The sequence below is a fragment of the Dactylosporangium roseum genome, assembly GCF_025264685.1.
In the GTDB taxonomy this organism is placed as follows: domain Bacteria; phylum Actinomycetota; class Actinomycetes; order Mycobacteriales; family Micromonosporaceae; genus Dactylosporangium; species Dactylosporangium roseum.
Genome location: NZ_CP073721.1, coordinates 5,195,638 through 5,219,610 on the forward strand (window position 1 = coordinate 5,195,638; position 23,973 = coordinate 5,219,610).

At 71.1% G+C, this 23,973-nt stretch carries 18 protein-coding genes; 5 read left to right on the plus strand and 13 right to left on the minus strand.

The window, feature by feature from the left end:
• Positions 1-78 precede the first annotated feature (78 nt).
• Positions 79-1,863: an ABC transporter substrate-binding protein gene (locus Drose_RS24330; protein ID WP_260723618.1), complete on the plus strand. Its 1,785-nt coding sequence runs from the start codon at positions 79-81 to the stop codon at positions 1,861-1,863.
• A gap of 79 nt (positions 1,864-1,942) precedes the next feature.
• Here Drose_RS24330 and Drose_RS24335 read toward each other — a convergent pair whose 3' ends face one another.
• Complete coding sequence (locus Drose_RS24335; protein WP_260723619.1) at positions 1,943-4,507, minus strand: collagenase; 2,565 nt, start codon at positions 4,505-4,507, stop codon at positions 1,943-1,945.
• A gap of 283 nt (positions 4,508-4,790) precedes the next feature.
• Between Drose_RS24335 and Drose_RS24340 the strand changes: the two genes are divergently transcribed.
• On the plus strand, positions 4,791-5,507 hold the full coding sequence (locus tag Drose_RS24340; protein ID WP_260723620.1) for a response regulator transcription factor: 717 nt from the start codon (positions 4,791-4,793) through the stop codon (positions 5,505-5,507).
• Here Drose_RS24340 and Drose_RS24345 read toward each other — a convergent pair.
• From Drose_RS24345 to Drose_RS24365, 5 genes are all read right to left on the minus strand, one after another.
• Positions 5,495-6,469 (minus strand): ABC transporter ATP-binding protein, encoded by a 975-nt coding sequence (locus Drose_RS24345; protein ID WP_260723621.1) that lies wholly within the window; start codon positions 6,467-6,469, stop codon positions 5,495-5,497. The genes Drose_RS24340 and Drose_RS24345 overlap by 13 nt on opposite strands.
• Before the next feature lie 21 nt (positions 6,470-6,490).
• Positions 6,491-7,552, minus strand: coding sequence for an ABC transporter ATP-binding protein (locus Drose_RS24350; RefSeq protein WP_260723622.1), 1,062 nt, complete (start codon positions 7,550-7,552; stop codon positions 6,491-6,493).
• 164 nt (positions 7,553-7,716) lie between these two features.
• Positions 7,717-8,694 carry an ABC transporter permease gene (locus tag Drose_RS24355; RefSeq protein WP_260723623.1) on the minus strand — a complete coding sequence of 326 codons (978 nt, stop codon included), beginning with the start codon at positions 8,692-8,694 and terminating at the stop codon, positions 7,717-7,719.
• 78 nt (positions 8,695-8,772) lie between these two features.
• The gene (locus Drose_RS24360) at positions 8,773-10,527 is read right to left on the minus strand and encodes an ABC transporter substrate-binding protein (RefSeq protein ID WP_260723624.1); all 1,755 of its coding nucleotides are present in this window, start codon (positions 10,525-10,527) and stop codon (positions 8,773-8,775) included.
• A 30-nt stretch (positions 10,528-10,557) separates the two neighbouring features.
• On the minus strand, positions 10,558-11,556 hold the full coding sequence (locus Drose_RS24365) for an ABC transporter permease (RefSeq protein ID WP_260723625.1): 999 nt from the start codon (positions 11,554-11,556) through the stop codon (positions 10,558-10,560).
• A 110-nt stretch (positions 11,557-11,666) separates the two neighbouring features.
• On the opposite strand from Drose_RS24365, the gene Drose_RS24370 reads away from it, so the two are divergent.
• Positions 11,667-12,626, plus strand: coding sequence for a LysR family transcriptional regulator (locus Drose_RS24370; RefSeq protein ID WP_260723626.1), 960 nt, complete (start codon positions 11,667-11,669; stop codon positions 12,624-12,626).
• 249 nt (positions 12,627-12,875) lie between these two features.
• On the opposite strand, the gene Drose_RS24375 is transcribed toward Drose_RS24370, so the two are convergent.
• Positions 12,876-15,920, minus strand: coding sequence for an AfsR/SARP family transcriptional regulator (locus tag Drose_RS24375; RefSeq protein WP_260723627.1), 3,045 nt, complete (start codon positions 15,918-15,920; stop codon positions 12,876-12,878).
• 187 nt (positions 15,921-16,107) lie between these two features.
• Here Drose_RS24375 and Drose_RS24380 point away from each other — a divergent pair, with 187 nt between their 5' ends.
• Together Drose_RS24380 and Drose_RS24385 are read left to right on the plus strand one after the other, a co-directional pair.
• Positions 16,108-16,563 carry a DoxX family protein gene (locus tag Drose_RS24380; protein WP_260723628.1) on the plus strand — a complete coding sequence of 152 codons (456 nt, stop codon included), beginning with the start codon at positions 16,108-16,110 and terminating at the stop codon, positions 16,561-16,563.
• A complete protein-coding gene (locus Drose_RS24385) occupies positions 16,560-17,006 on the plus strand; it encodes a DUF1579 domain-containing protein (RefSeq protein WP_260723629.1) in 447 nt (148 codons plus the stop codon). Before Drose_RS24380 ends, Drose_RS24385 begins: the two co-directional genes overlap by 4 nt.
• A gap of 274 nt (positions 17,007-17,280) precedes the next feature.
• Here the strand turns inward: Drose_RS24385 and Drose_RS24390 are convergent, their stop codons facing one another.
• From Drose_RS24390 to Drose_RS24415, 6 genes are read right to left on the minus strand one after another with little or no spacing between them, the layout of a single operon-like run.
• On the minus strand, positions 17,281-17,997 hold the full coding sequence (locus tag Drose_RS24390) for an N-acetylmannosamine-6-phosphate 2-epimerase (RefSeq protein WP_260723630.1): 717 nt from the start codon (positions 17,995-17,997) through the stop codon (positions 17,281-17,283).
• Entirely contained in the window at positions 17,994-18,977 is a 984-nt protein-coding gene (locus tag Drose_RS24395) for an ROK family protein (protein ID WP_260723631.1), read from the minus strand. Before Drose_RS24395 ends, Drose_RS24390 begins: the two co-directional genes overlap by 4 nt.
• Positions 18,974-19,945: a dihydrodipicolinate synthase family protein gene (locus tag Drose_RS24400; protein ID WP_260723632.1), complete on the minus strand. Its 972-nt coding sequence runs from the start codon at positions 19,943-19,945 to the stop codon at positions 18,974-18,976. The genes Drose_RS24395 and Drose_RS24400 overlap by 4 nt, the downstream gene beginning before the upstream one ends.
• On the minus strand, positions 19,942-20,991 hold the full coding sequence (locus Drose_RS24405) for an oligopeptide/dipeptide ABC transporter ATP-binding protein (RefSeq protein ID WP_260723633.1): 1,050 nt from the start codon (positions 20,989-20,991) through the stop codon (positions 19,942-19,944). The genes Drose_RS24400 and Drose_RS24405 overlap by 4 nt, the downstream gene beginning before the upstream one ends.
• Positions 20,984-22,933: a dipeptide/oligopeptide/nickel ABC transporter permease/ATP-binding protein gene (locus Drose_RS24410; RefSeq protein WP_260723634.1), complete on the minus strand. Its 1,950-nt coding sequence runs from the start codon at positions 22,931-22,933 to the stop codon at positions 20,984-20,986. The genes Drose_RS24405 and Drose_RS24410 overlap by 8 nt, the downstream gene beginning before the upstream one ends.
• Complete coding sequence (locus Drose_RS24415; RefSeq protein WP_260723635.1) at positions 22,930-23,892, minus strand: ABC transporter permease; 963 nt, start codon at positions 23,890-23,892, stop codon at positions 22,930-22,932. Before Drose_RS24415 ends, Drose_RS24410 begins: the two co-directional genes overlap by 4 nt.
• Positions 23,893-23,973 lie beyond the last annotated feature (81 nt).

Here is a 23,973-nt window from a genome sequence, read left to right on the forward strand (position 1 = left end):
TACAGATAACATCGCACGCTGCGTAGAGATCAGAACCCGCACGGGGCCGCGCCGGCCCCGCCGAGACCGGGGGTCGCCATGCAGGTGCTGCGCCCGACGCCGTCGGCAACCGTCCCGCCGGCCTTACCGACGACCACCCGACCGCGAACCGTCCCGCCGCCGATCCGGCACGCGGCCCGGTCCGGGGTCGGTGTCATGCTCGTCGCCGCGCTCGTTCTGAGTGCCTGTCAGGACAAGCACGGCGACGACCGGCAGCCGGTCCCGCGCGACGGCGGCACCCTGCACGTGGTGATCGGTGGCGCGCTGGCGCACCTCGACCCGCAGCGCGTGTACGCGGTCACCGAGGCCAACGTCAGCCGGTTGCTGACCCGGACGTTGACCACGTTCCGGTCGGTGCCGGGCGCCGGGGCGAGCGAGGTCGTCGGGGATCTCGCGACGGACGCGGGCCGCCCGAGCGAGCGCAACCAGGTGTGGGACTTCACGCTCAAGGACGGCGTGCGGTGGGAGGACGGCAGCCCGGTGACGTGCGCCGACGTGAAGTACGGCATCCAGCGCAGCTTCGCGCCGCAGTTCGCCGACGGGGCGCAGTATCCCAGCCAGTACCTGCAACCGAACCGGCAGCCGTACACCGGCCCGTTCGCGGCGAGCGCCGACGACGCCGGCTTGCGCTCGATCGAATGCTTGACGCCGCAGAGCATCCGCTTCCGTCTCAAGCAGCCGGTCGGCGACTTCGGCTACGCCGTGGCGCTGTCGGTGTTCGCGCCGGTGCCCGCGGCGAAGGACACGAAAGAGGCCTACGACCGCCGCCCCTTCGCCAACGGGCCGTACAAGGTCGAGTCGTCGACGGCGCAGGAGTTGGTGCTGACCCGCAATCCGTTCTGGCAGCGGCGCACCGACACAGTTCGGGGCGCACACCCCGACCGGATCGTGATCACCTGGCGCAACGACACCACCGTGGTGACCGCGAACCTCATCGACAGCGCCGGCACGTGGGCGGACACGATCGCGATCGACCGGGACGCGGCGCCGAACTTCGTCCAGCAGATCATCAACGATCCGGTGCTGGCCCGCCGGGCGGTCGTCGGCAGCACCGGCGGGGTGCGCTACTTCGCGCTGAACACGCGTACGATTCCAGACCTCACCTGCCGGCAGGCGCTCACCTACGCGCTGAACAAGCGACGACTGCGTTCCGCGCTCGGTGGCTTCGTCGTCGGGGAGTTCGCCGCGACCATGCTGGCGCCGCAGTTGAAGTCGCACCGCGAGTTCGACCTCTACGGCTCACTCGCGAACCCGGACGGCGACCCGGAGCGCGCGATGCGGATGCTGCAGCAGGCCGCGGCGGACCGGCCGTGCCCGACCCGCATCCGGCTGGCATACCCGAACTCGAGCGACGTCGCTCGGGCGATCAGCACCGTGGTGGAGTCGTACCAGCGCGTCGGGATCGAGGTCGTCCGCAGACCGTACCCCTCGCAGTCGTACTACTCCACCGGCATCGGCAACCCGGCCAACGGTAACGACATGATGTGGGCCGGCTGGGTGCCGGACTGGCCGAACGGCTCGGCGGTGATCCCGCCGCAGTTCGACGGCCGGCACGTGCCGAAGGACGGATCCGCGGGCAACACCAACTACGCCAACTTCAACGACCCGCAGATCAACGCCATGATCGACGACGCGCTGGCCGAGTCGAACCTGGAGCGGCAGTACCGGTTGTGGGGTGCGCTGGACGAGGCGATCCAGGCCAAGGCGGTCAGCATCCCGGTGTTCTACATCAAGGCGTTGCGGATGGCCGGCGCGAACGTGCGCAACGGATTCATCCATCCGCAGTTCGGCCAGCCGGACCTGTGCGCGCTGTACCTCGCCTGAGGGCGAAGGGTCGAGGCCGAACACAACAACGCTCCCCGTGCCATGGTGCGGCACGGGGAGCGTCGCGGAGCGGGTGCGGTTAGTAGCGGGTGCTGACGGTGACGCCCGAGCAGGCGGTCTTGCCGTACAGGCTGATGTAGTTGTAGCCGGCGGGCGGGTTGGTGATGGTCAGGGTCTCGGCGTTGGTGGTGCCGGTGGACGACCGGGTGAAGCTGCTGGTCGTCGCCCAGCTCGACGAGTTGTAGTACAGGTCGCAGTTGCCGGTGCCACCGCTGGCGGCGATGGTCAGGCTGGTCACCCCGGACGGCAGGTAGATGTAGAGGTAGTCGTAGTTGCCAGCCGTGGCGGAGCGGTTGGAGCGCTGGCAGTTGCGGTCCAGCGTGCGGGCGTCGGAGCCGGTGCACTCCGGCAGCGTGGTGCCGCCGCCGGTGGAGACCGAGATCGACTGGCTGGTCGTGGCGGTGGCGCCCTGGTTGTCGGTGACCTTCAGGGTGACCGTGTAGGTGCCGGCCGTGCTGTAGGTCTTGCTCGGGTTGGTGGCGGTGGAGGTGGTGCCGTCGCCGAAGCTCCACTGGCGGGACGCGATGCTGCCGTCGCTGTCGGTGGACAGGTCGGTGAAGCTGGCGGTGAGCCCGGTCGCCGAGACGTTGAACGACGCGGTCGGCGGCTGGTTGGTCGGCGGGGTGGTGCTGCCGCCGCAGTCACCGGTCGAGCAGCGGGTCAGCCAGGCGTAGAAGTCCGAGTCGTACCGGCTGCCGATGGTGTTGGTCAGGTAGGTCCGGGCGGTGGTGAACGCCCCGGTCCGGTAGTAGCCCAGCACGGTCATCATGTCGGAGCGGTGCGACTGGAGCATGTACCGCACGGCCAGGTAGCCCCAGTTGTAGATCCGGGTCTGGTCGTGGCTGTACGTGGTGTCGAACAATGTCCGCAACGTGTACGTGTGGTAGCCGGCCTGCGTCTGCGCACTGGTGTAGACCACGTTGCGGTACGAGTACGAGATGTACTCGGCGAAGCCCTCGATCCACCAGATGGTCGGCGTGGTGATGTTCGCGTTGAAGTCGCCGTACATGTTGTAACGGCCGTCGAGGTAGTGCGTGTACTCGTGGTTGAGGTTCCAGATCTGGAAGGTCGGGCGCACCCACTCGGCCTCGTAGGCGATGAACCGCGCCTGGTTGTTCGGGTCCGACGGGTTGCCCTCCAGGTACATACCGCCGTTGTTGGTGTCGATGCCGTAGATCGCACCGGCGTAGGTCTGGTAGTCGGTGCTGGAGTCGAACACCACGACCTCGATGTCCGTGTTCACGTCACCGGAGACCGGGCCGGGGTCGGACACCACGCTGTGGAAGTACGCGTCCTGCGACAGCAGGCTGCTGCAGGACGAGCTGAGCTCCGAGGAGGTCATGCTCTGCGCGATAATCTTGATCGACGAGCTGCAGGTGTAGTTGATCGGCAGCACCGTGCTCATGAGCCGGGCGGAGAGGTTGCAGGTGTTGTAGTAGCTGCAGTTCGCCGCGTCGTAGTACTGCGTCATCTCGGCCACGCCGACCCACAGGGCCGCGGTCCGGCCGGAGATGTTGCTCATGTTCAGCAGTCCGAGGGCCAGCGGCCGGACGGTGGACTGCAGCGGGGCCTCCTGGAGGAACCGGCCCAGCTCCCGGCCCGCGTTCGAGGTCAGGAAGGCGTTGTCGGTACCCAGCAGGTCGAGGTGGCTCTGGGCGAAGTTGTACAGGTTGTCCAGCACGGTCCGGTCGGACTGCACCGCGGTGACGAACGCGGGGACCTGGTGGCCCCGGAACAGCACGGTGTAGACGTTGTTGACCGCGTTGAGCATGTACCACGACGTGTTGTAGGACGTGTTGTAGTTCGTCAGCAGGCGGTTGACGACGTACAGGTAGCGGGCGTTCTCCTGGGCGCTGTCGATCAGCGTGACCGCCTCGGAGAGAGTCTCACCGTTGGCGTCGGTGACGTCCCAGGCGTGCGAGCTGGCGAAGAACGCGTCCAGGCCCGACCGGATGGCCGTCTGCAGCGACGCCCCGTAGGTACCCACCGAGGTGTCGTACCACTGCACGTAGTAGCCGGCACGTAGGTACAGCACCAGTTGCGGCATGCCCGTGCTGGAGTTGCCGGGGTAGCTCGACGAACCGTCACGCACCGCATAGGCGACGGAGGCCATCTGCGCCTCGCGGAAGGCGTAGTAGGCGTCGCTGCCGGAGAGGCTGAACAGGCTGTTGATGCAGTCGATCGAGGACGCCTTGATCTGACTCACCAGCGCCGATCCGCTACGGCTGGTGAAATCCGCGGCGCTACAGGTAGCCGCCGCCGCGAGGGACGTGCGGTCGGACGGGCGGGCCCGACGCGCGTTGTTGTCCTTCAGGTCGTAGTCGGTCCGGGTGGCGGTCTTCGACGACGGTTGCGGCGCGCGGCGGTTGGCCGGCTGCGCCTGCTTCGAGACGTGTTCGTCGCTGGTGGCCGGGTCGGCCGCGGTGGGCGGGGCCTGCGTGCTGTGGGGCGCGGCGGCCGCCCCGCCGGAGGGTACGGCCGGACCGGCGGCGGCCGGCACCGCCGCCAGCCCGCTCGCGAGAGCGAGCAGCAGCGCCGCGCCGGACAACCGGGCCATTCTTCGGCGGATCTGACTTGTGGTCACGCGATCTCCTTGGGGGTTTCGGCGAGCCGAAGGACGAACCAGCTCTGAGATGATTACATCCTTCGATGTATTGCTCGGCGATGGACGCTAACCACCACTGAAGATCGGCGACAACCGATCCACATGGGAGGGTCAGGTTCAGCCGTACCGCAGCTTTCGGCAACCTTTACGTGAGTGGTTCCGGGCCGCGGCGATCAGTGGACGCTATGGCGCCGGCTATGAGATTCGAGCGCGCGGACGTGAGATTCTGCGGATCTACGGACCTCGACCTCGGGTGGTTGACGTGGCGAACATCCTGCTCATCGACGAGGACTGCGCATACCGCCGGACGCTGGCGGGCGGCCTGACACAGTACGGGCACGTGGTGTCGGACGTGTCACTGCACGCGGCCGGCCGGGTGCTGGCCGACCTCACCTGCCACACCCACCAACGACCGGACGTGGTCCTCATCGACCCGTTCCTGCCGACGATGGACGGGTTGCTGCTCCTGCGACTGGTGTGCGTCGGGTCCCGCCGGCCGGTGATGCTGCACACGGCGGAGGATATCGAGGAGAAGGTGGTGCAGGCGCTGCGCGGCGGCGCGGACGGCTTCGTGCCCAAGCCGGGTCAGCCGGCGGTGCTGGACGCGAAGATCGGTGCGTTGCTGCGGCGGGTACCAGCCGCGCCGCCACCGGCGCCCTGTGTGGTCGGCGCGCTGCGTGTCGACGTGGCCGAGCGCCGGGTGTCGCTGGACGGTGTGCCGGTGGCCGTCACCCGCACCGAGTTCGATCTGCTGGCCTGCCTGGCCGAGCATCCGGGCCGCGTGGTGTCCCGCGCGGTGTTGCGGACCCGGCTCGGCCGCGGCGGTACGACGTCGACCAACGGGATCGACGTGCTGGTGCACCGCCTGCGGACCAAGCTCGGTGAACCGTCGGCACGGGTGCGCTACCTGCACACGGTGCGCGGCAAGGGTGTGTCGCTGCACGCGGCGGACCGCGACGGCGAGCGTCACCGCACGTGACAGGCCGCCAAGTGCCCGTCGGCCCGTACCGTGAGCGCCGGCTCGGACTCGGCGCAGGCCGGTGCGGCCACCGGGCAACGCGCCCGGAACCGGCATCCGGAATGCTGCGTGCCCAGCTCCGCGGCCGGTGCGGCGGACGCGGCGGCACGGCTGCGGCGCGCTCCTCCGCCGCGCAGCCACGCGATGTCGGGAACCGCGGCCAGGAGGGTCTGCGTGTACGGGTGCCGGGGATCGGCGTAGATCTGGTCGCGGCCGCCGATCTCCACGATCCTCCCCCGGTACAGCACTGCGACGCGGTCGCAGAAGTGCCGCACCACGGCGAGGTCGTGGGAGATGAACAGGAACGCCAGGCCGAGATCGGCGCGCAGGTCCTCCAGCAGGTTCATCACCTGCGCCTGGATCGACACGTCGAGCGCCGACACCGGTTCGTCGGCGACGATGAGCCGCGGCTGGACCGCGAGCGCGCGGGCGATACCGATGCGCTGCCGTTGCCCGCCGGAGAACTCGTGCGGGTAGCGGCCGGCGTGGGCGGGTTCGAGGCCGACCTGGCCGAGCAGCTCCCGGATGCGGGACGCGACCTGCGCCTTGGGCACGGTGTCGTGTACGCGTAACGCCATGCCGAGGATGTCGCCGACGGTGTGCCGCGGATTGAGCGAGGAGTACGGATCCTGGAAGACGAGCTGCACGTCACGCCGGTACGGGCGCATGGCCCGCACGGACAGCGTCGCGACGTCGCGCCCGGCGAGCAGGATCTCCCCTCGGTCCGGCCGCAGCAGCCGCGTGACGAGCCTGCCGATGGTCGACTTGCCGCTGCCCGACTCGCCGACCAGGCCGAGGGTCTCTCCGTGGCGCAGGGCGAACGCGACCCCGTCCACCGCCGCGACCGTGACCCGGCCGCGGCCGGGCCGCGCGGTGAAGTGTTTGACGAGGTCGCGGACCTCCAGCAGGGGTACGTCGGGCACAGCGTCGACCTTTCCGGGCGTTCAGAGCAGACGGGATGCGATCTCGACGGCGAAGATTGCGTCGGGATCGTCGAGGTGGCAGCGGGAACGGTGCGCGTCGTCGCCGGTGCGTGCGGCGAGGTCGGGCAGATGCGTGTGGCACCGGCCGCCGGCGACCCGGTCGCGGAACTCGCACCGCGCATGGAACGGGCAGCCGGGCAACGGCTCGAGCAGGTTCGGCGGCATGCCCGGGATGGGATGCAGCCGGCCACCCGCCGGGCCGGACAGCGACGGCAGGCTTTCCAGCAGGCCCCAGGTGTACGGATGGGTCGGGCTGCCCAGGACGCTGCGCACCGGGCCGTGCTCGACACCGCGACCCGCGTACATGACGAGTACGTCGTCACTCACATCGGTGACGACGCCGAGGTCGTGCGTGATGAGGATGACGGCCGAGCCGAACTCCTCGCGCAGGGCGGCGATGAGCCCGAGAATCTGTGCCTGGACGGTCACGTCCAACGCGGTGGTCGGTTCGTCGGCGATGAGCAGTTTCGGGTCGTTGACCAGCGCCATGGCGATCATGACGCGTTGGCACATGCCGCCCGAGAACTCGTGGGGATAGTCGTCCGCGCGGCGGGCCGGGTGCGGGATGCCGACCCGGCCGAGCATGTCGACGGCGTGCGCGCGGGCGGCGCGCCGGGTAGTGCGATGGTGCAGCCGGTACGCCTCGGCGATCTGGTAGCCGACGGTGAGGTACGGGTGAAGGCTGGCCCGCGGATCCTGGAAGATCATCGCGGCCGTGTTGCCGCGGTGATGGCGCAGCTCCGCCTCCGGCATGCCGATGAACTCCTGGCCGTCGATGGTGACCGAGCCGGTGATGCTGCTGCGCCGCCGGTCGTGCAGGCCGAGCAGCGCCAGGCTGGAGGCGCTCTTGCCGGATCCGGACTCGCCGACGATGGCGAGCGTGCGACCCAGCTCCACGGTGTAGCTGAGGCCCTGGACCGCGCGGACCACCCCACCGGCGACCGGGAACTGCACGGTGAGATCCCGCACCTGAACAAACGGACCGCTCACCGGGCCCCCTCCGCTCCGCTCCGGACCGCTCATGCCCCCTCCGCTCCGCTCCAGGGGCCTGAGCTCCACCCTGCGCTCATGATGAGCGGCCCCTCCGCTCCGCTCCGGACCGCTCATGCCCCCTCCGCTCCGCTCCAGGGGCCTGAGCTCCACCCTGCGCTCATGATGAGCGGCCCCTCCGCTCCGCTCCGGACCGCTCATGCCAGCCGCACCCGCGGGTCGAGGACCGTGTACAGCAGGTCCACCAGCAGGTTCATGACGACCAGCACGACAGCGCCCACCAGGACCCCGCCCATGAGCACCGGCAGGTCGAACTGGTTGAAGGCGCGCAGCGTGAGCACGCCGAGCCCGGGCAGGCCGAAAATGCTCTCGGTGAAGATGGCGCCGGTGAGCTGCAGCGCAAGGTCCAGGCCGAAAATGGTGGTGACCGGGGTGAGCGCGGCGCGCAGGCCGTGCCGGTAGACGACCCGGCGCGGCGAGGCACCCTTGGCCCGGGCGGTGCGCAGGAAGTCCTCGTTGAGGATGTCGACCATCGCGGCGCGGGAGTAGCGGGTGTACGCCGCGGCGTTGGCGAGGCCGAGCGTGAGCCACGCGGCGCTGAGACCGCTGGCCCAGGCGAGCGGGTCGTCGAGCGGCGAGTGGTAGGCCGAGCGCGGCAGCGCGGTGGCGTACAGCGCGACGATCAGCGCGACGACGAAGTACGGCACCGAACTCACCGTGAGGGTGACCGCGACGGTGCTCCGGTCGACGAGCGTGCCGCGCCGGCGCGCGGCGAACGTCCCGGCCAGCACCCCGACCACCAGGTACACGACGGCCGCGCCGACGACGATCGACAGGGTCACCGGCACGGCCTGGGCGAGGAGGGTCGTGACCGGCTGACCGAGGGTGTACGAGTAGCCCAGGCACGGCGCCGAGCAGCGCACCACGGTCCCGCCGACGGTGATGTCCCGCCCGGCGACCAGACCCGTGACGTAGTCGCTGAACTGCACCGCGACCGGGCGGTCGAGGCTGAGGCTGCGGGTGATCTCGGCAACGCGTTGCGGGGTGCACCGGTTGCCGCAGATCGCCCCGGCGGGGTCGGTGGGCGCGACGAAGAAGAGGGCGAAGCTCACCACGAGGGTGGCTAAGATGACGCTGACAGCGCTGGCGATTCGTTTGAGGGTGTACAGCAGCACGGGTTTCCTGCCTGGGTGGCTGCCGGGCCCGGCCTGACGGGTCGCACGTCTGGCCGGGCCCGGGGATCGGGTGGCGGGTCAGGCCTTGAGGAACATGCTCTTGTAGTTCGGCATGCCCATCGTGGAGTCGACGAGCGCGCCGCCGATGTTGGCGCCGACCACGACGCCGACCTTGAAGTAGTACCGCGGCAGCACGACGTAGAGGCCCATGATCTCGCGGTCGATGTCGGCCCACTTGCCGACCGCCTCCTCCGGCGGGAGCGCGGCGATCGCGTTGATCCGGGCGTCGAGATCCTTGTCGCTGAGCATGCCGAGGCTCTGGCCGTCGGCGATGCTGTGCGACTGGAACAGCACCGGGAACCAACTGCTGCCGGAGGGCCAGTCGGAGCACCAGCCGGCCGGCGCGGTGCCCAGGTTGGTCGGCGCGTTGTAGTCGCCGAGCTTGCTGCGCAGTTCGGCGGTGGTGACGCCGATCGGCTTGGCGGTGAACCCGGCCGCGGTCAGCGCGCCGGAGAGGATCTGAGCGGACTGCTGGGTCAGCGGCTTGGTGTTGTCGAAGTACCAGCTAACCTCGAAGTTGAGCTTGCCCGCGTCGGTGAGCATCTTCTTCGCGGCGGCCGGGTCACCGGTGCCCTTGCCGGACAGGCCCGGCAGCGGCTCGTAGGCGCGGTAGCCGGGGACGCTCGGCGGCATGATGGTGCTGGACGCCTGCTGGCCGTAGTCGTTGTACCCGTTGGCCTTCCATAGCTGGTCGTACGGGTAGGCGATGGCGATCGCCTTGCGGACCTCCAGCGGGATCTTGCGCGAGTCAAGCTGGGTCATCCAGTGGCACGGGCTGGCGCCGCGCAGCAACCGGTTGGCCTTGTCGCCGGTGAGCTGGGGCACCAGCGAAGCGTCGATGTTCTGGTAGTTCAGCGCGTTGGCGTCGGCGCCGTTGCTGTTGAGCACCTGCTGCTGGGTCTTGACGTCCTGCTCGCCGAACTTGAAGTGCCAGCCGTCGACGTACTGGTGGCGGGCCGCGTCGGTGTTGGCGTCCCAGTGCGGGTTGCGCTTGAGCTTGAGCTCGGCGCCGGGCGTGTAGCTGTCGAACTCGTACGGTCCGGTCGCCATCGGCTTGTTCTTGTAGTCCTGCCGGGTGTCCTTCGCCTTCGGGATCGGCGTGAACAGCGGGTAGCTCATGTAGAACGGCAGGTCGGGGAACGGCTGGGCGAGGTGGATGACGAGCGTGCCCGGGTCGGGGGTCTCGACGCCGGCGTACGTGTCACCGCCGACGTACGGGCCCTTGTACGCGCCGGGTTTGGCCGGGTCGCCGTCCTTGAAGTAGGTCATCTGGTACGTCGGCCCGTTGGGGAAGACGTCGTGCGCGAAGGACCGCTTGATGGCGTATGCGATGTCCTCGACCTTGACCTCGCTGCCGTCGGCGTACTTGACGCCGCGCTGGAACTTGAACGTCCAGGTGAGCTTGTCGGCCGACACGGTGCCGAGGTCGGTGAGGTCCGGCACGAGCACCGCGTCGCCGTTCGGGCGGATGTCGAACTGGGTGGGCGTGCGGAAGATCAGCTTGCCGATCTCGTTGACGTCGACGTAGTACGTGTCGGTCGGGTCGAAGGTGTTGGGTGTCGGCTGGGAGTAGACGGTGATCGTGCCGCCCTTGCGCGCCCCGGAAACCTCTTTCGCTGGTCCCTTGGCGTTGGGGTCCATGATGACCTTGTCGGTGGCGATGGTGGACTTGCCGTCGTCCGCGGATTTCTGCTTCGACGACGGGCTGCCGCAGCCGGCCGCCGCGGTGGCGATCACGGCGACCACCACCGCGACCGACCTGACATACTTCATTCGATGCCTCGATTCTGGGGGTACGGGCGATCAGCGATGCGTCTTCGGGTCAAACGCGTCCCGGACGGCGTCTCCGAGCAGGCTCAGGGTGAGCACGAGCGTGGTGATGCCGAGCACGGGCAGCCACAGGTAGAGCGGATCGGCGCGGTAGTAGGTCTGGGCCGCCGCGACAGTGACGCCCCACGACGGGGTGGGCTCGGTCAGCCCGACTCCCAGGAACGTCAGGCCGGCCTCGGCGACGATGTAACCGGGCAGTGACAGCGACGCCGACACGACGACCGGCGCCACGAGGTTGGGCAGCAGCTCGCGCAGGAGCACGGTGCGGGTGGGCAGGCCGAGGACCGCGGCGGCGGCGATGAAGTCGTGCTCCCGCAGCGACAGGACCTGCCCGCGCACGAGCCGGGCAAGCCCGGCCCAGCCGAAGAACGCCAGCACACAGATCAGCGAGATGAAGCGGACGCGGGCCACCTGTTCCGGTGGTGCCTCCGCGCCGCCGGTCACGGACAGCAGCACCGCCGGGGTGGCGATGGCGAACAGCAGGTACGGCAGGCTCAGCACCAGGTCGATGAGCCAGGACACGATCCGGTCCAGCCAGCCGCCGACGAATCCGGCGAGCATGCCCGCGACCAGCCCGACGACGGTGGCCACGAGCGTCGCGGCCCCGGCGACGACCAGCGAGGGCCGGGCCCCGTAGACCCAGCGGGCGAACAGGTCCCGCCCGAGGCGCGGTTCGACTCCGAACCAGTGCTCGGTGCTCGGGCCGACCGTCGGGAAGCCGTAGTCGTCGATGAGATCCTGGTGCATCTCGGTCGGGCTCTGGCCCTCCAGCGCCGCCAACGCGGGCGCGAACACCGCCACGGCCACGAACAGCGCGACGATCCCGACGCACACCATCGCGACACGGTCACGGCGCAGTCGGGCGAGCGCCATCCGCGAGGGCGACCGGCCGGCCACCGCGGTGGCGGCGGCCGGCGGGTCGGTGAGCGGACCGGGATGTGGTCCTTCGGCGGCCACGACGATCGGTTCCATACGCGGCGCCCTCTTCGCTCGACGGTGGGAACAGGTGGATGTTGAATGCGCATCGGAGTCTCACAGCGCCCGCCGCCGCGACGTCATCGCCGACGGCATAATGTTTGGCTATGGGCATCGACGTGCGGCACCTGCGCGCGATCTGCGTCATCGCCGAGGCCGGCAGCGTCACCGCCGCGGCGGCACAACTCAACCTGTCCCAGCCAGCCCTGACCGCGCAGTTGCACCGGATCGAGGAACTGCTCGGCGGCGTGCTGTTCGTGCGCAGCCGGACGGGCGTGGAGCCGACCGAGCTCGGCCGGCGGGTCCTCAGCCGTGCCCGGGTGGTCCTCAACGAGGTCGACGCTTTTGTCGATGACTTCCGTGAAGCTCACCGAGCGTCCGGATTCGTCCGGTTGGGTGCGGTTCACCTCGCCTGCGCCGCGAGTTTGGTCGACCGCGTCAAGGAGGCGTTCCGGGACACCGAGGTCGCCCTGCGCATCGAGCCGTCCTCACGGCTGCTGGTGGACGCCGTCACGCACGGACAGCTCGACGCCGCCCTCGTCGGGATCATGGAGGGTTTCGAGATCCCGTTCGGCAGCATGCTGGCCAGCCGCACCCTCATCCCGCGGTACCCGATCTTCATCGCCCTGTCCGCGTCCCACCGGCTCGCCCAGCAGGACAGCGTCGACCTGGCCGACCTGAGCGGCGAACGGTGGGTCAGCCCGCCCGGGCCGGACGACGGCTCGCTCACCTCGCTGCGCCGCGCCTGCCGGGCGGCCGGGTTCGAGCCCGACATCCGTTACGACGCTCCCAGCGGCGCCGGCCAGCCCCTGGTACAGTCCGGCAACGGCGTCCGCCTCGTCGACCCCACCTGGCCTCAGCCGCCCGGCACCGTGGTCCTGCCGCTCCACGGCGAACCGCAGATCGCCCGCCTCGTCGTCATCTGGCGCCGCGACGCGTTCAGCCAGGTCGAGAGCGAGTTGCTCTACCGCGGGGTCACCAACGCGTTCCTCGACCACGTGCCGAACAACCCGGCGTTCGAGCGGTGGTGGCACGCCAACCCCCAGGCACACCCGATCGTCCAGTAGCCGGCAGTCCCAGCCGGCGGTGCTGGGCGGGGAGACGGGGACGCCGTCGCGGAAGCTCACCGGACCGGGCAGGCCGATGCCGACGGCGTGGAGCCGGTCGAAGTGTCCTTCGGCGCGAAGCTTGCCGAGAATGTCCTTGATCACGGCGAGCACGGGTTCCTAGCTTCCAGCGCTCCGCAACTACATGAAGACCCTGCCGGCCGAGACCGACGAGGCCGCCGTCATGGCCGCGGCACCGACGCTCATCGTCTACGTCCTGCTCCAGAAACAGTTCATCGCGGGACTGGCGCTCGGGTCCGCCAAAGGTTGACGTCGCACGACGAGCCGCTCGGCTTCGTCCCGCGAGCGGCGTGCGGCGTCGTGCCGACCAGCGTGCCGCTGGGCGTCGCCGAGTGCGACGAGGGCACGGATCAGGTCGATCCTGCTGTCGGCCCGGCGGAAATGCTCCGCCGCCCGCTGGAGGCAGTCCGCGGCCCAGCGCGGGTGGTCGTGGGCGAGCGCCGCCTCGCCCAGAGCGGTCATCGCGTGACCCCGGACGAGCGGGTCGTGGATGGTGCCGGCGCGGTCGCGCGCCTGGTGCAGGGCGGCGAGGGCGGCGGTGGTCCGGCCCAGGCGCAGCCGGACACGACCGAGGTCGGTCAGGATGTGCGCCTCGCCGGCGACGTCACCCACGCTCCGGGCGAGGGCCAGCGCGTCATCCAGGCTGCCGGCCGACACGTCGAGCCGTCCTGCCCGCAGGTGAACCTGGCCCGTCCGGTGCAGGGCCTGGGCGAGCACCCGGGGGTTGCCTGATGCGCGGGCATGCCGGACCGCGTCGGGCGCCAACTGTTCGGCTGCCGCGACGTCGCCATGGATGAGGCTGATGCCGGCAAGCACCTGGAGAATGTAGGCGATCTCGGTTTCCACACCCAGCGACCGAACGGTCGCCAGGGCCTGCCGGAACAGGCGGGCCGCGTCGGTGGTACGGCCGCGGCTGTAGTGCACGAACGCCTGTCCCCGGATCGCGACGGCGACACCCTGCTCGTCACCGACCTCGCGACACAGCGTCTCGGCAGCGGCGAGGTGGCCTTCGGCGTCGGCGTAGCGGCGCAGCCCCGAGGCGAACGTGCCCAGTTCCAGCAGGACGGCCGCCTCGCCCGCACGGTCCGCAGCCCGTCGGGTGGCCCGCAACGTGGCGAGCAGTACGGCGAGTGCGTCGTCGTGGTAGGCGCGTTGAATGAGGAACTGCCTGACCGCCATGGCAAGGCCGAGCCCGGGGTCGGACAGCCCTCCTCGCGCCGCCTGGTGGACGGCGGCGACGATCAACCGGTGCTGCGACTCGAACCACCGCGTCGGGTCGGCCCTCACCTCCTCGACCAGGTCGGGCGGCGGCGACCAGGCCGGCGCCCGGTCACGGCGTCGCAGCCGGTCGTCCAGCACCGGCCCGGCGGCGGCGCGACAGAGGCACAGCAGCGCGTCAAGCGCCCGGCGGAGCGCCGCGGACCGCTGCGCGGCGGGTTCGTCGGAGGCGAGCCGCTGCCGGGCGAAGCCACGGATCAGATCATGGAACCGGTAATGGGTGTGCGCGCCGCGGCCCGTGTCGACGGCCTCCACCAGGTGGGCGTCGACCAACTCCTCCAGGTGTTCCTGCCCCTGGCCGAGCGGCTGGTCCAGCAACGCGGCCGCGGCCCAGGCGGGGAAGGCGTGCGCGTCGAGGACCGCCAGCAGCCGGAACAGGCGCCGCGCCGGCGCACTGAGCGCGTCGTGCATCAACCAGATCCCGGCCCGGACCGCCATTCCGCCGTGCACGAGTTCGTCAAGTCGTCGCTCTTCGTCGGCGAGCCGGTCGGCGATCTGTGCGACACTCCAGTGCGGCCGCATCGCCAATCTGGCGCCGGCGATCCGCAGGGCCAGCGGCAGATGTCCACACAGCTCGGCCAGTTTCCGGGCCGGTGCCGGCTCCTGACGCACGCGGTCGCCGCCGACGAGGCGGGACAGCAGGTCCAGCGACTGCTCCGGCTCGAACCGGCCGAGGTCGATGCGGACGGCACCGGCGAGGCCGGGCAGCCGGCGGCGGCAGGTCACCAGGACCGCGCAGTTGCGGCTGCCGGGCAGCAGCGGGACGACGTCGTCCTCGCCGGCGACGTCGTCGAGGACGACGAGCACACGCCGGTCGGCGAGCAGGTTCCGGAACAGCTCCGCCCGCTCGTCGATGCTGTCCGGGATCGCCGTGCCGTGCACGTCGAGCATTCGCAGGAATCGCGCCAGGATCTGCGTCGGCCCGGCGGGATCGCCGCCGCCGGCGTGGAGGCTCGCGAACAACTGGCCGTCCGGGTAGACGGCACCCAGGTCGTGGGCCGCGTGCACCGCCAGGGTGGTCTTGCCGACCCCGGCGCGTCCCGAGATGGCGACGATCGGGACGGCCAGGCTGCCACCGTCCGCGTCGACGTCCTTCACCGTACGGTGGATGGTCGCGAGGTGGTCGAGGCGGCCGGTGAAGTCGCCGATGGTGGCGGGCAGCGTGCGGGGCCGGACCGGCCGGCCGGGACGGTCCGGGCCGCCCGTCGCCACCGCGTCCGGCAGAGCCGGCAAGTGGCCGCGCAGCACGGCCAGATGGACAGCGCGCAACCCCGGTGACGGGTCGGCGCCGAGCTCGTCGGCAAGGAGCCGCCGGGCCTCGGCGTAGGCGGCCAGCGCCTCCGCCTGCCGCCCGGCGCCGGCGAGAGCCTTGATGAGCAGCACGTACAGCCGTTCCCGCAGCGGATGGCCGGCCACCAGCTCGCGCAGCTCCGCCACCACCGAGCCACCCTTGCCGCACCGCAGCTCCGCTTCGATCCGCTCCTCCACCACGGTGATCCGAAGCTCTTCGAGCCGTGCGGCCTGGGCCGCCGCGAACGGCGCGTCGACGTCGACCAGCGCGGGGCCCCGCCAGAGCTGTAGCGCCTCGGCCAGGAGGTCGGCAGCCCGTGCGTGGTCACCCTGGTCCGACGCTTTCCGCCCGGCAGCGGCCAGCCGCTGGAAGCGGTGGGCGTCGACATCGTCGGTGTCCACCACCACGCGATAGCCGGCCGGATGCGGCCGCACGGTGTCGCCGAGCAGACGGCGCAGCCGAGCCACCTGTGACCGGAGCGCGTTGACCGCGCCGCCGGGCGGCCGTGCCCCGTACAGCCCGTCGACCAACCGCTCCGTCGTCACGACCTCGCCACCGGCAGTGACGAGCAGCGCCAGCAGCGCCCGCAGCCCAGGCCCACCGACGGTCAGCCGCCGGCCGTCGCCGTCTTCGACCAGCGTCGGTCCGAGGATGCCGAACCTCATCCGAGCATCTTCCCGGCCGGGACCACGCCTCCGCCACCTGCCCGAACGGTGCCGCAACCGCGCCGGACGGCGGCGGTGACCGATCGGTGCTCCGCCGGTGATCTCGTCCGCGCAAACTGACCCAGCGACCCCGCCGATGCCGTTGCCGGCACGACGAGGCAACGAGGACCTGACGAAGGGAGACCCCATGATCCGCAACGGCGCCACACGCTTCGCCCGCGGCTCCACCGCACGGCGCCGCGCCGCCACCATCGCCTCGTGGTCACTGCAACTGCTCCTGGCCGCACAGTTCGCCGCGGGTGGGCTGCTCAAGCTCGCCGGCGACGCGCAGATGGTCGACCTGTTCGATCGCATCGGTGCTGGGCAATGGATGCGCTACCTGGTCGGGGTGCTGGAACTGGCCGGCGCCGCCGGCCTGCTGGTGCCACGCCTGGCGGCGCCGGCCGCGCTCGCGCTGGCCGGCCTCATGGTCGGGGCCCTGGTCACGAACCTGCTCATCGGCATCAACGCCGTCCTGCCCGCGGCCTTGCTCCTGGCCGCCGGCGTCATCGTCTGCTGCCGACGAGATCACCTGTCCGCCTGGTCCCGAGCCGCTGACGGCCGAGCCCACTCCCCCAACCTTCGAAGGAGGCCATCGTCATGACCGACAGCGGCACAGACCAGAATTCCGCCAAGACTCCCCACCCGAACCTGCAACGCCTCAGCGTACTGGTCGGCACCTGGCGGGTGTCCGGACCCGGACACAGCGGCACGGTCACCTACGAGTGGATGGACGGCGGCCATTTCCTGGTCCAGCACGTCCGTCTGGTCCAGGACGACCGGCCCACCACGGGCGTCGAATACATCGGGTACGACCCGGACACGGACACCCTGAGGTCCCACTTCTTCGGCAGCGACGGCGACCTGCTGGAATACGTGTACGAGGTGGTCGATCACGAGCTCACCATCTGGTTCGGCGAGCCGGGCTCACCCGCGAAGTACAGCGGAACCTTCAACGCGCAGGCCACCGCCGCCACCGGCGCGTGGAGCTGGCCCGGTGGTGGCTACACGTCCACCATGACCCGGATCGACCCCGGACAGCACTGAACCCGCTGCCGGTCACCGCCGGCTTCGCCGAGCGGGCGGGTCGACGTCTGTCACGCACGCCTCTCCTTTCCGGAGTGTCCGTTCCGGCCCGGTGCGGTCGGCGCCGCAACGACCGCCATCCTGCCGCAAACAACAGGCAACTGTCAACACTTGTCCGACAAGCCCGGCGCAGTCGCTGAGCCCGAAGATGGATTTACGTCAGGCCTTCGCACTATTTCGTGGCCCGCCTCGGACCGGACCGCCACGCGCCCCGGCCGCCTGAGCGGGGCAGGCGTCATCGGTGCTCCGCGGTCACAGGTGCGGGCCGGTGGGTCGCGTCGGCGAACCTGCGGGTGATCCAGACCGGGTCGGTGATGGCGGTGCCGACGACCACGGCGCCGGCACCGGCCTCCAGGGCCTCCCGGACCTGCTCGATCCGGTGGTACCGCCCTTCGGCGATGATCGGCACGGCCGGCAGCTCGGCCACCAGGTCCCGGACGAGGGCGAGGTCCGGCTCGGCGGTCCGCGGGCTGTACGGGGTGTACCCGGACAGCGTGGTCGCGACCAGGTCGGCGCCCGCCGAGGCCGCCGCGACGCCTTCGGCCACCGTGGAAACGTCGGCCATGACGATGCCGCCGGCGTCGTGCACCGCCTCGATCGTCTCGCGCAGTTCGGCGCCGTCGGGGCGGGGACGCGTCGTGGCGTCGGTCGCCACGACGGCCGCGCCGGCGGCGAGCACCCGCAGCGCGTCCGCGACGGTCGGGGTGATGAACACCCCGTCGGTGCCGCTCTTCGTCAGGCCGATGACCGGCACGGCGACGGCGGCGGCGACGGCACGGACGTCGGCGATGCCGCCGACCCCTCCGCACCGCACGGCGGTGGCTCCGCCGAGCACCGCGGCTTCCGCGAGCCGCCGCATCGTGGATGTGTCACGCAGCGGGTGCTCGGGCCCGGCCTGGCACGAGACGATGAGCCCGCCGCGGATCGTCGCCATGAGGTCGGTGAGGTTCATGCGTGCTCCCCTGCGGATGCGGTGTCGTTCCGGCGGTGTCCGGCCACGGCCCCTCTGGCCAGGCGTGCCGCGCCGAGCAGTGCGATGTCCGCGCCCGTGGCCGGGACGAGGACGGGCACCGACCGCAGCGGCGGGAGCGCCTCGGCCCGGAACGCCGCACGGGCCTCGTCGGTGAACTCGACGACGTTGAGCGCGACGCCACCGCCGAGGGTCACGGCGTCGACGTCGACCGCGGCGACCAGGCCGGCCAGGGCGCGGCCGAGCAGGCGCCCCGCGGCGCGGATCACGGCGTCCGCGCCGCGATCACCGGCCCGCATCCGTCCGACCACCTCCGTGAGCGGCAGCACGTCGACGGCACGCCGTTCGGCGTAGGCGGCGGCAATGGCCGGGCCGGCGACGACCGCCTCGAGATGGTCGCGGCGTCCGCAGCCGCACGGGATCGCGCCGTGCGCGGGAACGAGCAGATGGGCGACCTCGCCGCTGCTGGCATGCGGGCCCGGCCACGCGGCACCGTGCCGCAGCAGGGCGCCGCCGACGCCGGTGCCGATCGAGACATGCAGCACCTCGCGGTGCGGTGCCACCGCCGGGTCCTGCGCGGTGCCGACGGCGGCGACGCGGACGTCGTTGGCGACGGCGATCGGCAGCCCGGTGCGGCGGCGCAGTTCGTCGCCGACGGGAGTGCCGGCCCAGCCGGGCAGGATGTCCGTGGCCGAACGTACCGTCGCCGTCGCCGGGTCGATGACGCCCGGGGCGCCGACGCCGGCGGCGCGCACCGTGACGCCCAGCCGGTCGGCGTGCAGGCACAGGTCGTGGACGAGCCCGGCGACGGCGTCGAGGACGGCCCGCGCGCCGGCGGGGGTGGCGACCCGCGTCCGTTCCAGGATCCGGCCGGTGTCGTCGACCAGGCCTGCGGCGATCTTCGTGCCGCCGATGTCGACCGCGGCCCAGGCACGGCGGCCCGATGCGTTCCCGCTGGTCACAGCAGTCCCGTCGCCACCAATGTGCGCCGCACGACGTCGGCCTCGGCGTCGTCGAGCGGGATCTGCGGCGGTGCGGTGACCGCGTGGTCGATGACACCGCGCAGCTTCAGGGCCGTCTTGAACGCGCCGAGGGCCGAGGAGCCGCGCCCCATCCGCGCCGGCGAACCGGCCTGCACGATACGCATCAGCCGCAGCAGCCGCTCCTGTTCCCGGCCCGCCCGGTCCCAGTCGCCGTCGCGGGCGTGCCCGTAGAGCTTCGCGTAGCCGTGCGGGTCGACATTGCCCAGGCCGGGGACCACGCCGTCGGCACCCATCCGCAACGCGCTGTCCACGGTCAACTCCGAGCCCGTGAGCACGCTGAAGGTCGTCAGTCCGGCATCCCGGCGCGCGATGAGCAGGTCACGCATGGCCGCGTCGTCGCCCGTGGAGTCCTTCAGCCCGGTGAGCACCCCGTCGGCGGCGAGCCGCAGGATCATCTGCGGGTCGAGCCGGGTGTGCACCGAGACCGGCAGGTCGTAGGCGTACAGCGGGGCCTGGCACCGCTCGGCGATCCGCCGCAGGTGCAGCTCCACCTCGGCGGGATGGGTCCGGGTGTAGAACGGCGCGGTGGCGACGATGCCGGAACAGCCGGCGCGCACGGCGCGGTCGGCGTGGTCGAGCACGCGGAGCGTCGTCATGTCGATGACCCCCACCAGCACCGGCACCTGCCCGGCGACGTGCCGCATGACCGTGTCGACGACCACGGCACGGTGCCGGTCCGGCAGAAACGCCACCTCGCTCGAGGAGCCGAGCACGAACAGCCCGTCCACGCCGCCGTCGAGCTGGAAGTCGACCAATCGCTGCAGTGACGCGACATCGACCTCCAGATCGGGGGTGAGCGGCGTGCACACCGGCGGCACGACGCCGGTGAGTCCGCGGGGTACCACGGGTTCCGGTGCGGTCGCGGAGGTGGCGGTGCTGATGGTCATGCGGGCTCCTCAACGGATCGGTCCGCACCGGGCGCCGCGATGACGGCACGGTGCAGGTCCGAGGGGTCGGTGACGGGATGGAAACAGCGATAGCGGTGGGCCGGCCCGACGGCGTCGTCGGTGTACGGCGGCATGGCCGTGGCGCACGTGTCGGTGGAGCGCCAGCATCGGGTGCGGAACGGGCATCCCGACGGTGGATGTACCGCGGACGGGACCGGACCGCTCAGCGGGATGGGACGCATCGGTCGCAGCAGCCCCGGCGTTGCCGAGAACAGCGCCTGCGTGTACGGGTGACGACCGTGCTCGATGCGTGCGACCGGCAGCTCCTCCACCACCCGGCCGAGGTACATGGTGACGATCCGGTCCGACACGCGCCGGACCGTCTGCAGGTCGTGCGACACGAACACCATCGCGAGCCCGAGCCGCTCGCGCAGGTCCATGAGCAGGTTGAGGATCTGCGCCCGCACCGACACGTCCAGCGCCGAGGTCGGCTCGTCGGCGACGAGCAGCGCCGGCTCCAGCGCGAGGGCGCGCGCGATCGCCACCCGCTGCCGCTGTCCACCGGAGAGGTGCGCGGGCAACGCGTCGCGCGCGGACGCCGGCAGGCCGACGAGGTGCAGCAGCTCGGTGACCCGTCGCATGCGGTCGCGCGGGCCGCGCCAATGATGCACGTCGAGCGGATCGGCGATGATCCGTTCGACCGGCAGGCGGCGGTTGAGCGACGTCGAGGGATCCTGGAAGACCATCCCGACGGTCCGGCCGATGTGCCGCCGGCGCTGGGCGGTGCTCAACTGCCAGATGTCCCGGCCGCCGACCAGGACGGTTCCCGAGGTCGGCCGCTGCAGGCCGACCAGCACCTTCACCAGGGTCGACTTGCCGCAGCCGGACTCGCCCACCACACCGACCGTCTCACCGGCGGCAACGGTGGCATCAGCGCCGGTGAGAGCGTGCACGCGGTCACGGTTCAGCAGAGACCTGCCCGGGGCCCGGTGCTCGACGCTGACCTCGCGCAGCTCGGCCAGGATCTCGGAGGGCCGGTCAGTCATGGACGACCACCTTCACATCGTTGTCGCGTGGTGCGGGGTGGTGGCAGGCCGTGAGGTGGTCGCCGACCTCGACCAGCGGGGGCCGCACCCCGGCGCAGATCTCGGTCGCGGCCGGGCAGCGGTCGGCGAAGCGGCAGCCGGCCGGGAAGTCGGCCGGTGACGGCACCGTCCCGCCGATCTGCACCAGCCTCGGGGCCTGGGACTCCAGCGACAGCACGGAGCCCAGCAGGCCGCGGGTGTAGTGGTGGGCCGGTGCGGCGAGCACCGCCGGGGTCGCACCCTGCTCGACGATGTGCCCGCCGTACATCACCGCGATCCGGTCGCAGACGTCGCTGACGAGGGCCAGATCGTGCGAGACGAGGATGAGCGCGAAGCCGAGCTCGGCACGCAGCCGGAGCAGCAACTCGATGACCTGGGCCTGGACCGTGACGTCGAGCGCCGTGGTCGGCTCGTCCGCGACGACCAGCTTCGGGTCGCGGGCCAGCGCCATCGCGATGACCACCCGCTGCCGCTGCCCGCCGGACAGCTCGTGCGGGTAGGACGACAGCGTCCGGGCCGGATCCAGCCCGACGAGCGTCATCAGCTCCTGCGCCGTGCGGGTGCCGCCGCGGCGGATGACCTGCTTGAGCTGCGCCCGGACGGTCATCGACGGGTTGAGTGCGGACAACGCGTCCTGGTAGATCATCGCGATCTGCCGGCCCATCACGGCCCGCCGGGCGGAGCCGCGAAGGGTGAGCAGGTCGGTGCCGGCGAAGTCGATGGTGCCGCCGACCCGGGCACCGCGCGGCTGCAGGCCCATCACCGTCAGCGCGGTCAGCGACTTGCCGCAGCCGGACTCGCCGACGAGCCCGAGCACCTCGCCCGGTCGCACCTCGAAGCCCACCCCGTCGACGATGTCGACGCCGTTGTGGCTGCCCGGGAAGCCGACACGGAGGTCACGGACGGACAGGATCGGCGCTGCGGTGATCGGCGGGCGGGCCGCCGCGGCGAGCCGCGTCGCGGCCTCGGCCAGGCCGGGCAGCACGACGGGCGACCGGTCGCCGCCTGCTGCCGGCTCGATCGGCTCGCCGGTGCCGGTGCGGCGTCGGCTGGCCGGCGCCGCCCAGGCGTCGGAGATGCCCTCGGCCAGGATGTTCAGGCTCAGCACGGTGCACAGGATCAACACGCCGGGGAAGAAGGTGGCCCACCAGCCGCGGCTGGCGAGCATCTGCTGCCCGTAGGCGATGACGCTGCCCCACGACGACGGGCCCGCCTCGGGCTGAAGACCGCCGCCGATGAACGACAGCGACGCCTCGAAGACGATCGCGTTGGCCACCATGATCGTGGCGTACACGAGAATCGGCGCGGCACAGTTACGCGCGACGTGCCGCACGATGATGTGCCAGCGCCCCGCGCCGATCACCCGCTCGGCGGCGACGTAGTCCTCCTGGTACTGGGCGGCCACGTTGGCCCGGACCAGCCGCGCGATCTGCGGAGTGAAGACGAACCCGATCGCCCCCACCAGCACCGGGACACTGTCGTGGCCGTACGCGACGACCAGGATCGCTGCGAGCACGATGGTGGGGAACGCCATCACGACGTCCAGCGCCCGCATGATGATCTCGTCGACGAGGCGCCGGCTGGTCGCCGCGATCGCGCCCAGGACCGCGCCGACGAGCAGCGCCAGCCCGGCGGAGCAGAAGCCGATGACCAGTGAACGGCGGGTGCCGGCGACCAGGCGCGAGTAGATGTCCCTGCCGAGCCGGTCGACACCGAACCAGAAGTCCCCGTCCGGCCCGGTCGACGGCGCGGCGAGTGCGACCTGGGTCGGGTCGTGCCGGACGAGCCAGGGTGCGGCGATCCCGATGGCGACGACCACCAGCAGGAAACCGAGACAGATCTTGGCAAGCAGTGGCAGGCGTCGCCATCCGGTTCCGACGGCGTGGACGGCACGCGCGATCATCCGTGCGCTCCTCGAAGACGGGGATTGGCCGCCAGGTACAGCAGATCGACGACAAGGTTCACGACCACGAAGCCGAGCGCGATGGTGATCACCAGTCCTCGCGCCAGACCGATGTCGTTCTGCTGCACCGCGCTCATGATCTGGGTGCCCATACCGGGCAGCGAGAAGATGGTCTCGATGATGATCGCGCCGCCGATCAGGTAACCGACCTGCAGGCCGAGCACGGTCATCGGGGTCAGCAGGGCGTTGCGCAACACGTTGCGGCCGACCACCACGACCGGCGGCAGCCCGGCGCCGACCGCCGTGCGCACGTAGTCCTTGTCCAACTCCTCGACCATCGAGGTGCGCACGATCCGGGCCAGCGCGCAGCCGGTCGGCACCGCCAACGCGACGGCGGGCAGGATCAGATGCCGCAGCCAGCCGCTCAACGACTCCGACGGCGACACGTAGTGCCCGCTGGGCAGCGATCCGCCCCCGATGGTCGACAGCCGCTGGATGAGCAGGATCGCCAGCCAGAACGACGGGATGGAGATGCCGGCCATCGACAACAGCCGGGTGAGCTGGTCGGGCCAGCGATCCCGGTAGAGCGCACCGGTCACGCCCAGCACGAGCGCCACCACGATCGCGCCGGCAACACCGACGAGTGTCAGTTGCAGCGTGACCGGCAGCGCCTCGGAGATCACCGAGCTGATCGGCACGTTCAGCGAGAAGGTGTTGCCGAGCTCGCCGTGCAGCAACGCCCACAGGTAGTCCACGTAGCGCACCAGCAGCGGCTGGTCCAGACCGTTCGCCCGGTTGAACGCGGCGACCTGCTCGGCCGTCGCCTCGCTGCCCAGCACGGACAGCGCGGCGTTGTTCGGCGACAGCGCCATGATGATGAAGATGAACAGGATGATGCCGAGCATCAGCGGGATCAACGCCGAAAGCCGGCGCAGGACGATGCCGAGGAAGGCGTTCACCCGCCGCTCCTTCTGTTGTCGGTGTGCGCCGCCGAGGTCGTGGTCGAGTCGGTGAACCCGAGCCGGCCGTCGCCCGACGGC

Excerpts from the sequence above, each read along its gene's own strand:
- Drose_RS24330 (WP_260723618.1), top strand. The coding sequence starts at position 79 with ATGCAGGTGCTGCGCCCGACGCCGTCGGCAACCGTCCCGCCGGCCTTA.
- Drose_RS24350 (WP_260723622.1), bottom strand. The coding sequence starts at position 7,552 with ATGAGCGGTCCGGAGCGGAGCGGAGGGGGCCCGGTGAGCGGTCCGTTT.
- Drose_RS24360 (WP_260723624.1), bottom strand. The coding sequence starts at position 10,527 with ATGAAGTATGTCAGGTCGGTCGCGGTGGTGGTCGCCGTGATCGCCACC.
- Drose_RS24365 (WP_260723625.1), bottom strand. The coding sequence starts at position 11,556 with ATGGAACCGATCGTCGTGGCCGCCGAAGGACCACATCCCGGTCCGCTC.
- Drose_RS24370 (WP_260723626.1), top strand. The coding sequence starts at position 11,667 with ATGGGCATCGACGTGCGGCACCTGCGCGCGATCTGCGTCATCGCCGAG.
- Drose_RS24375 (WP_260723627.1), bottom strand. The coding sequence starts at position 15,920 with ATGAGGTTCGGCATCCTCGGACCGACGCTGGTCGAAGACGGCGACGGC.
- Drose_RS24380 (WP_260723628.1), top strand. The coding sequence starts at position 16,108 with ATGATCCGCAACGGCGCCACACGCTTCGCCCGCGGCTCCACCGCACGG.
- Drose_RS24385 (WP_260723629.1), top strand. The coding sequence starts at position 16,560 with ATGACCGACAGCGGCACAGACCAGAATTCCGCCAAGACTCCCCACCCG.
- Drose_RS24390 (WP_260723630.1), bottom strand. The coding sequence starts at position 17,997 with ATGAACCTCACCGACCTCATGGCGACGATCCGCGGCGGGCTCATCGTC.
- Drose_RS24400 (WP_260723632.1), bottom strand. The coding sequence starts at position 19,945 with ATGACCATCAGCACCGCCACCTCCGCGACCGCACCGGAACCCGTGGTA.
- Drose_RS24405 (WP_260723633.1), bottom strand. The coding sequence starts at position 20,991 with ATGACTGACCGGCCCTCCGAGATCCTGGCCGAGCTGCGCGAGGTCAGC.
- Drose_RS24410 (WP_260723634.1), bottom strand. The coding sequence starts at position 22,933 with ATGATCGCGCGTGCCGTCCACGCCGTCGGAACCGGATGGCGACGCCTG.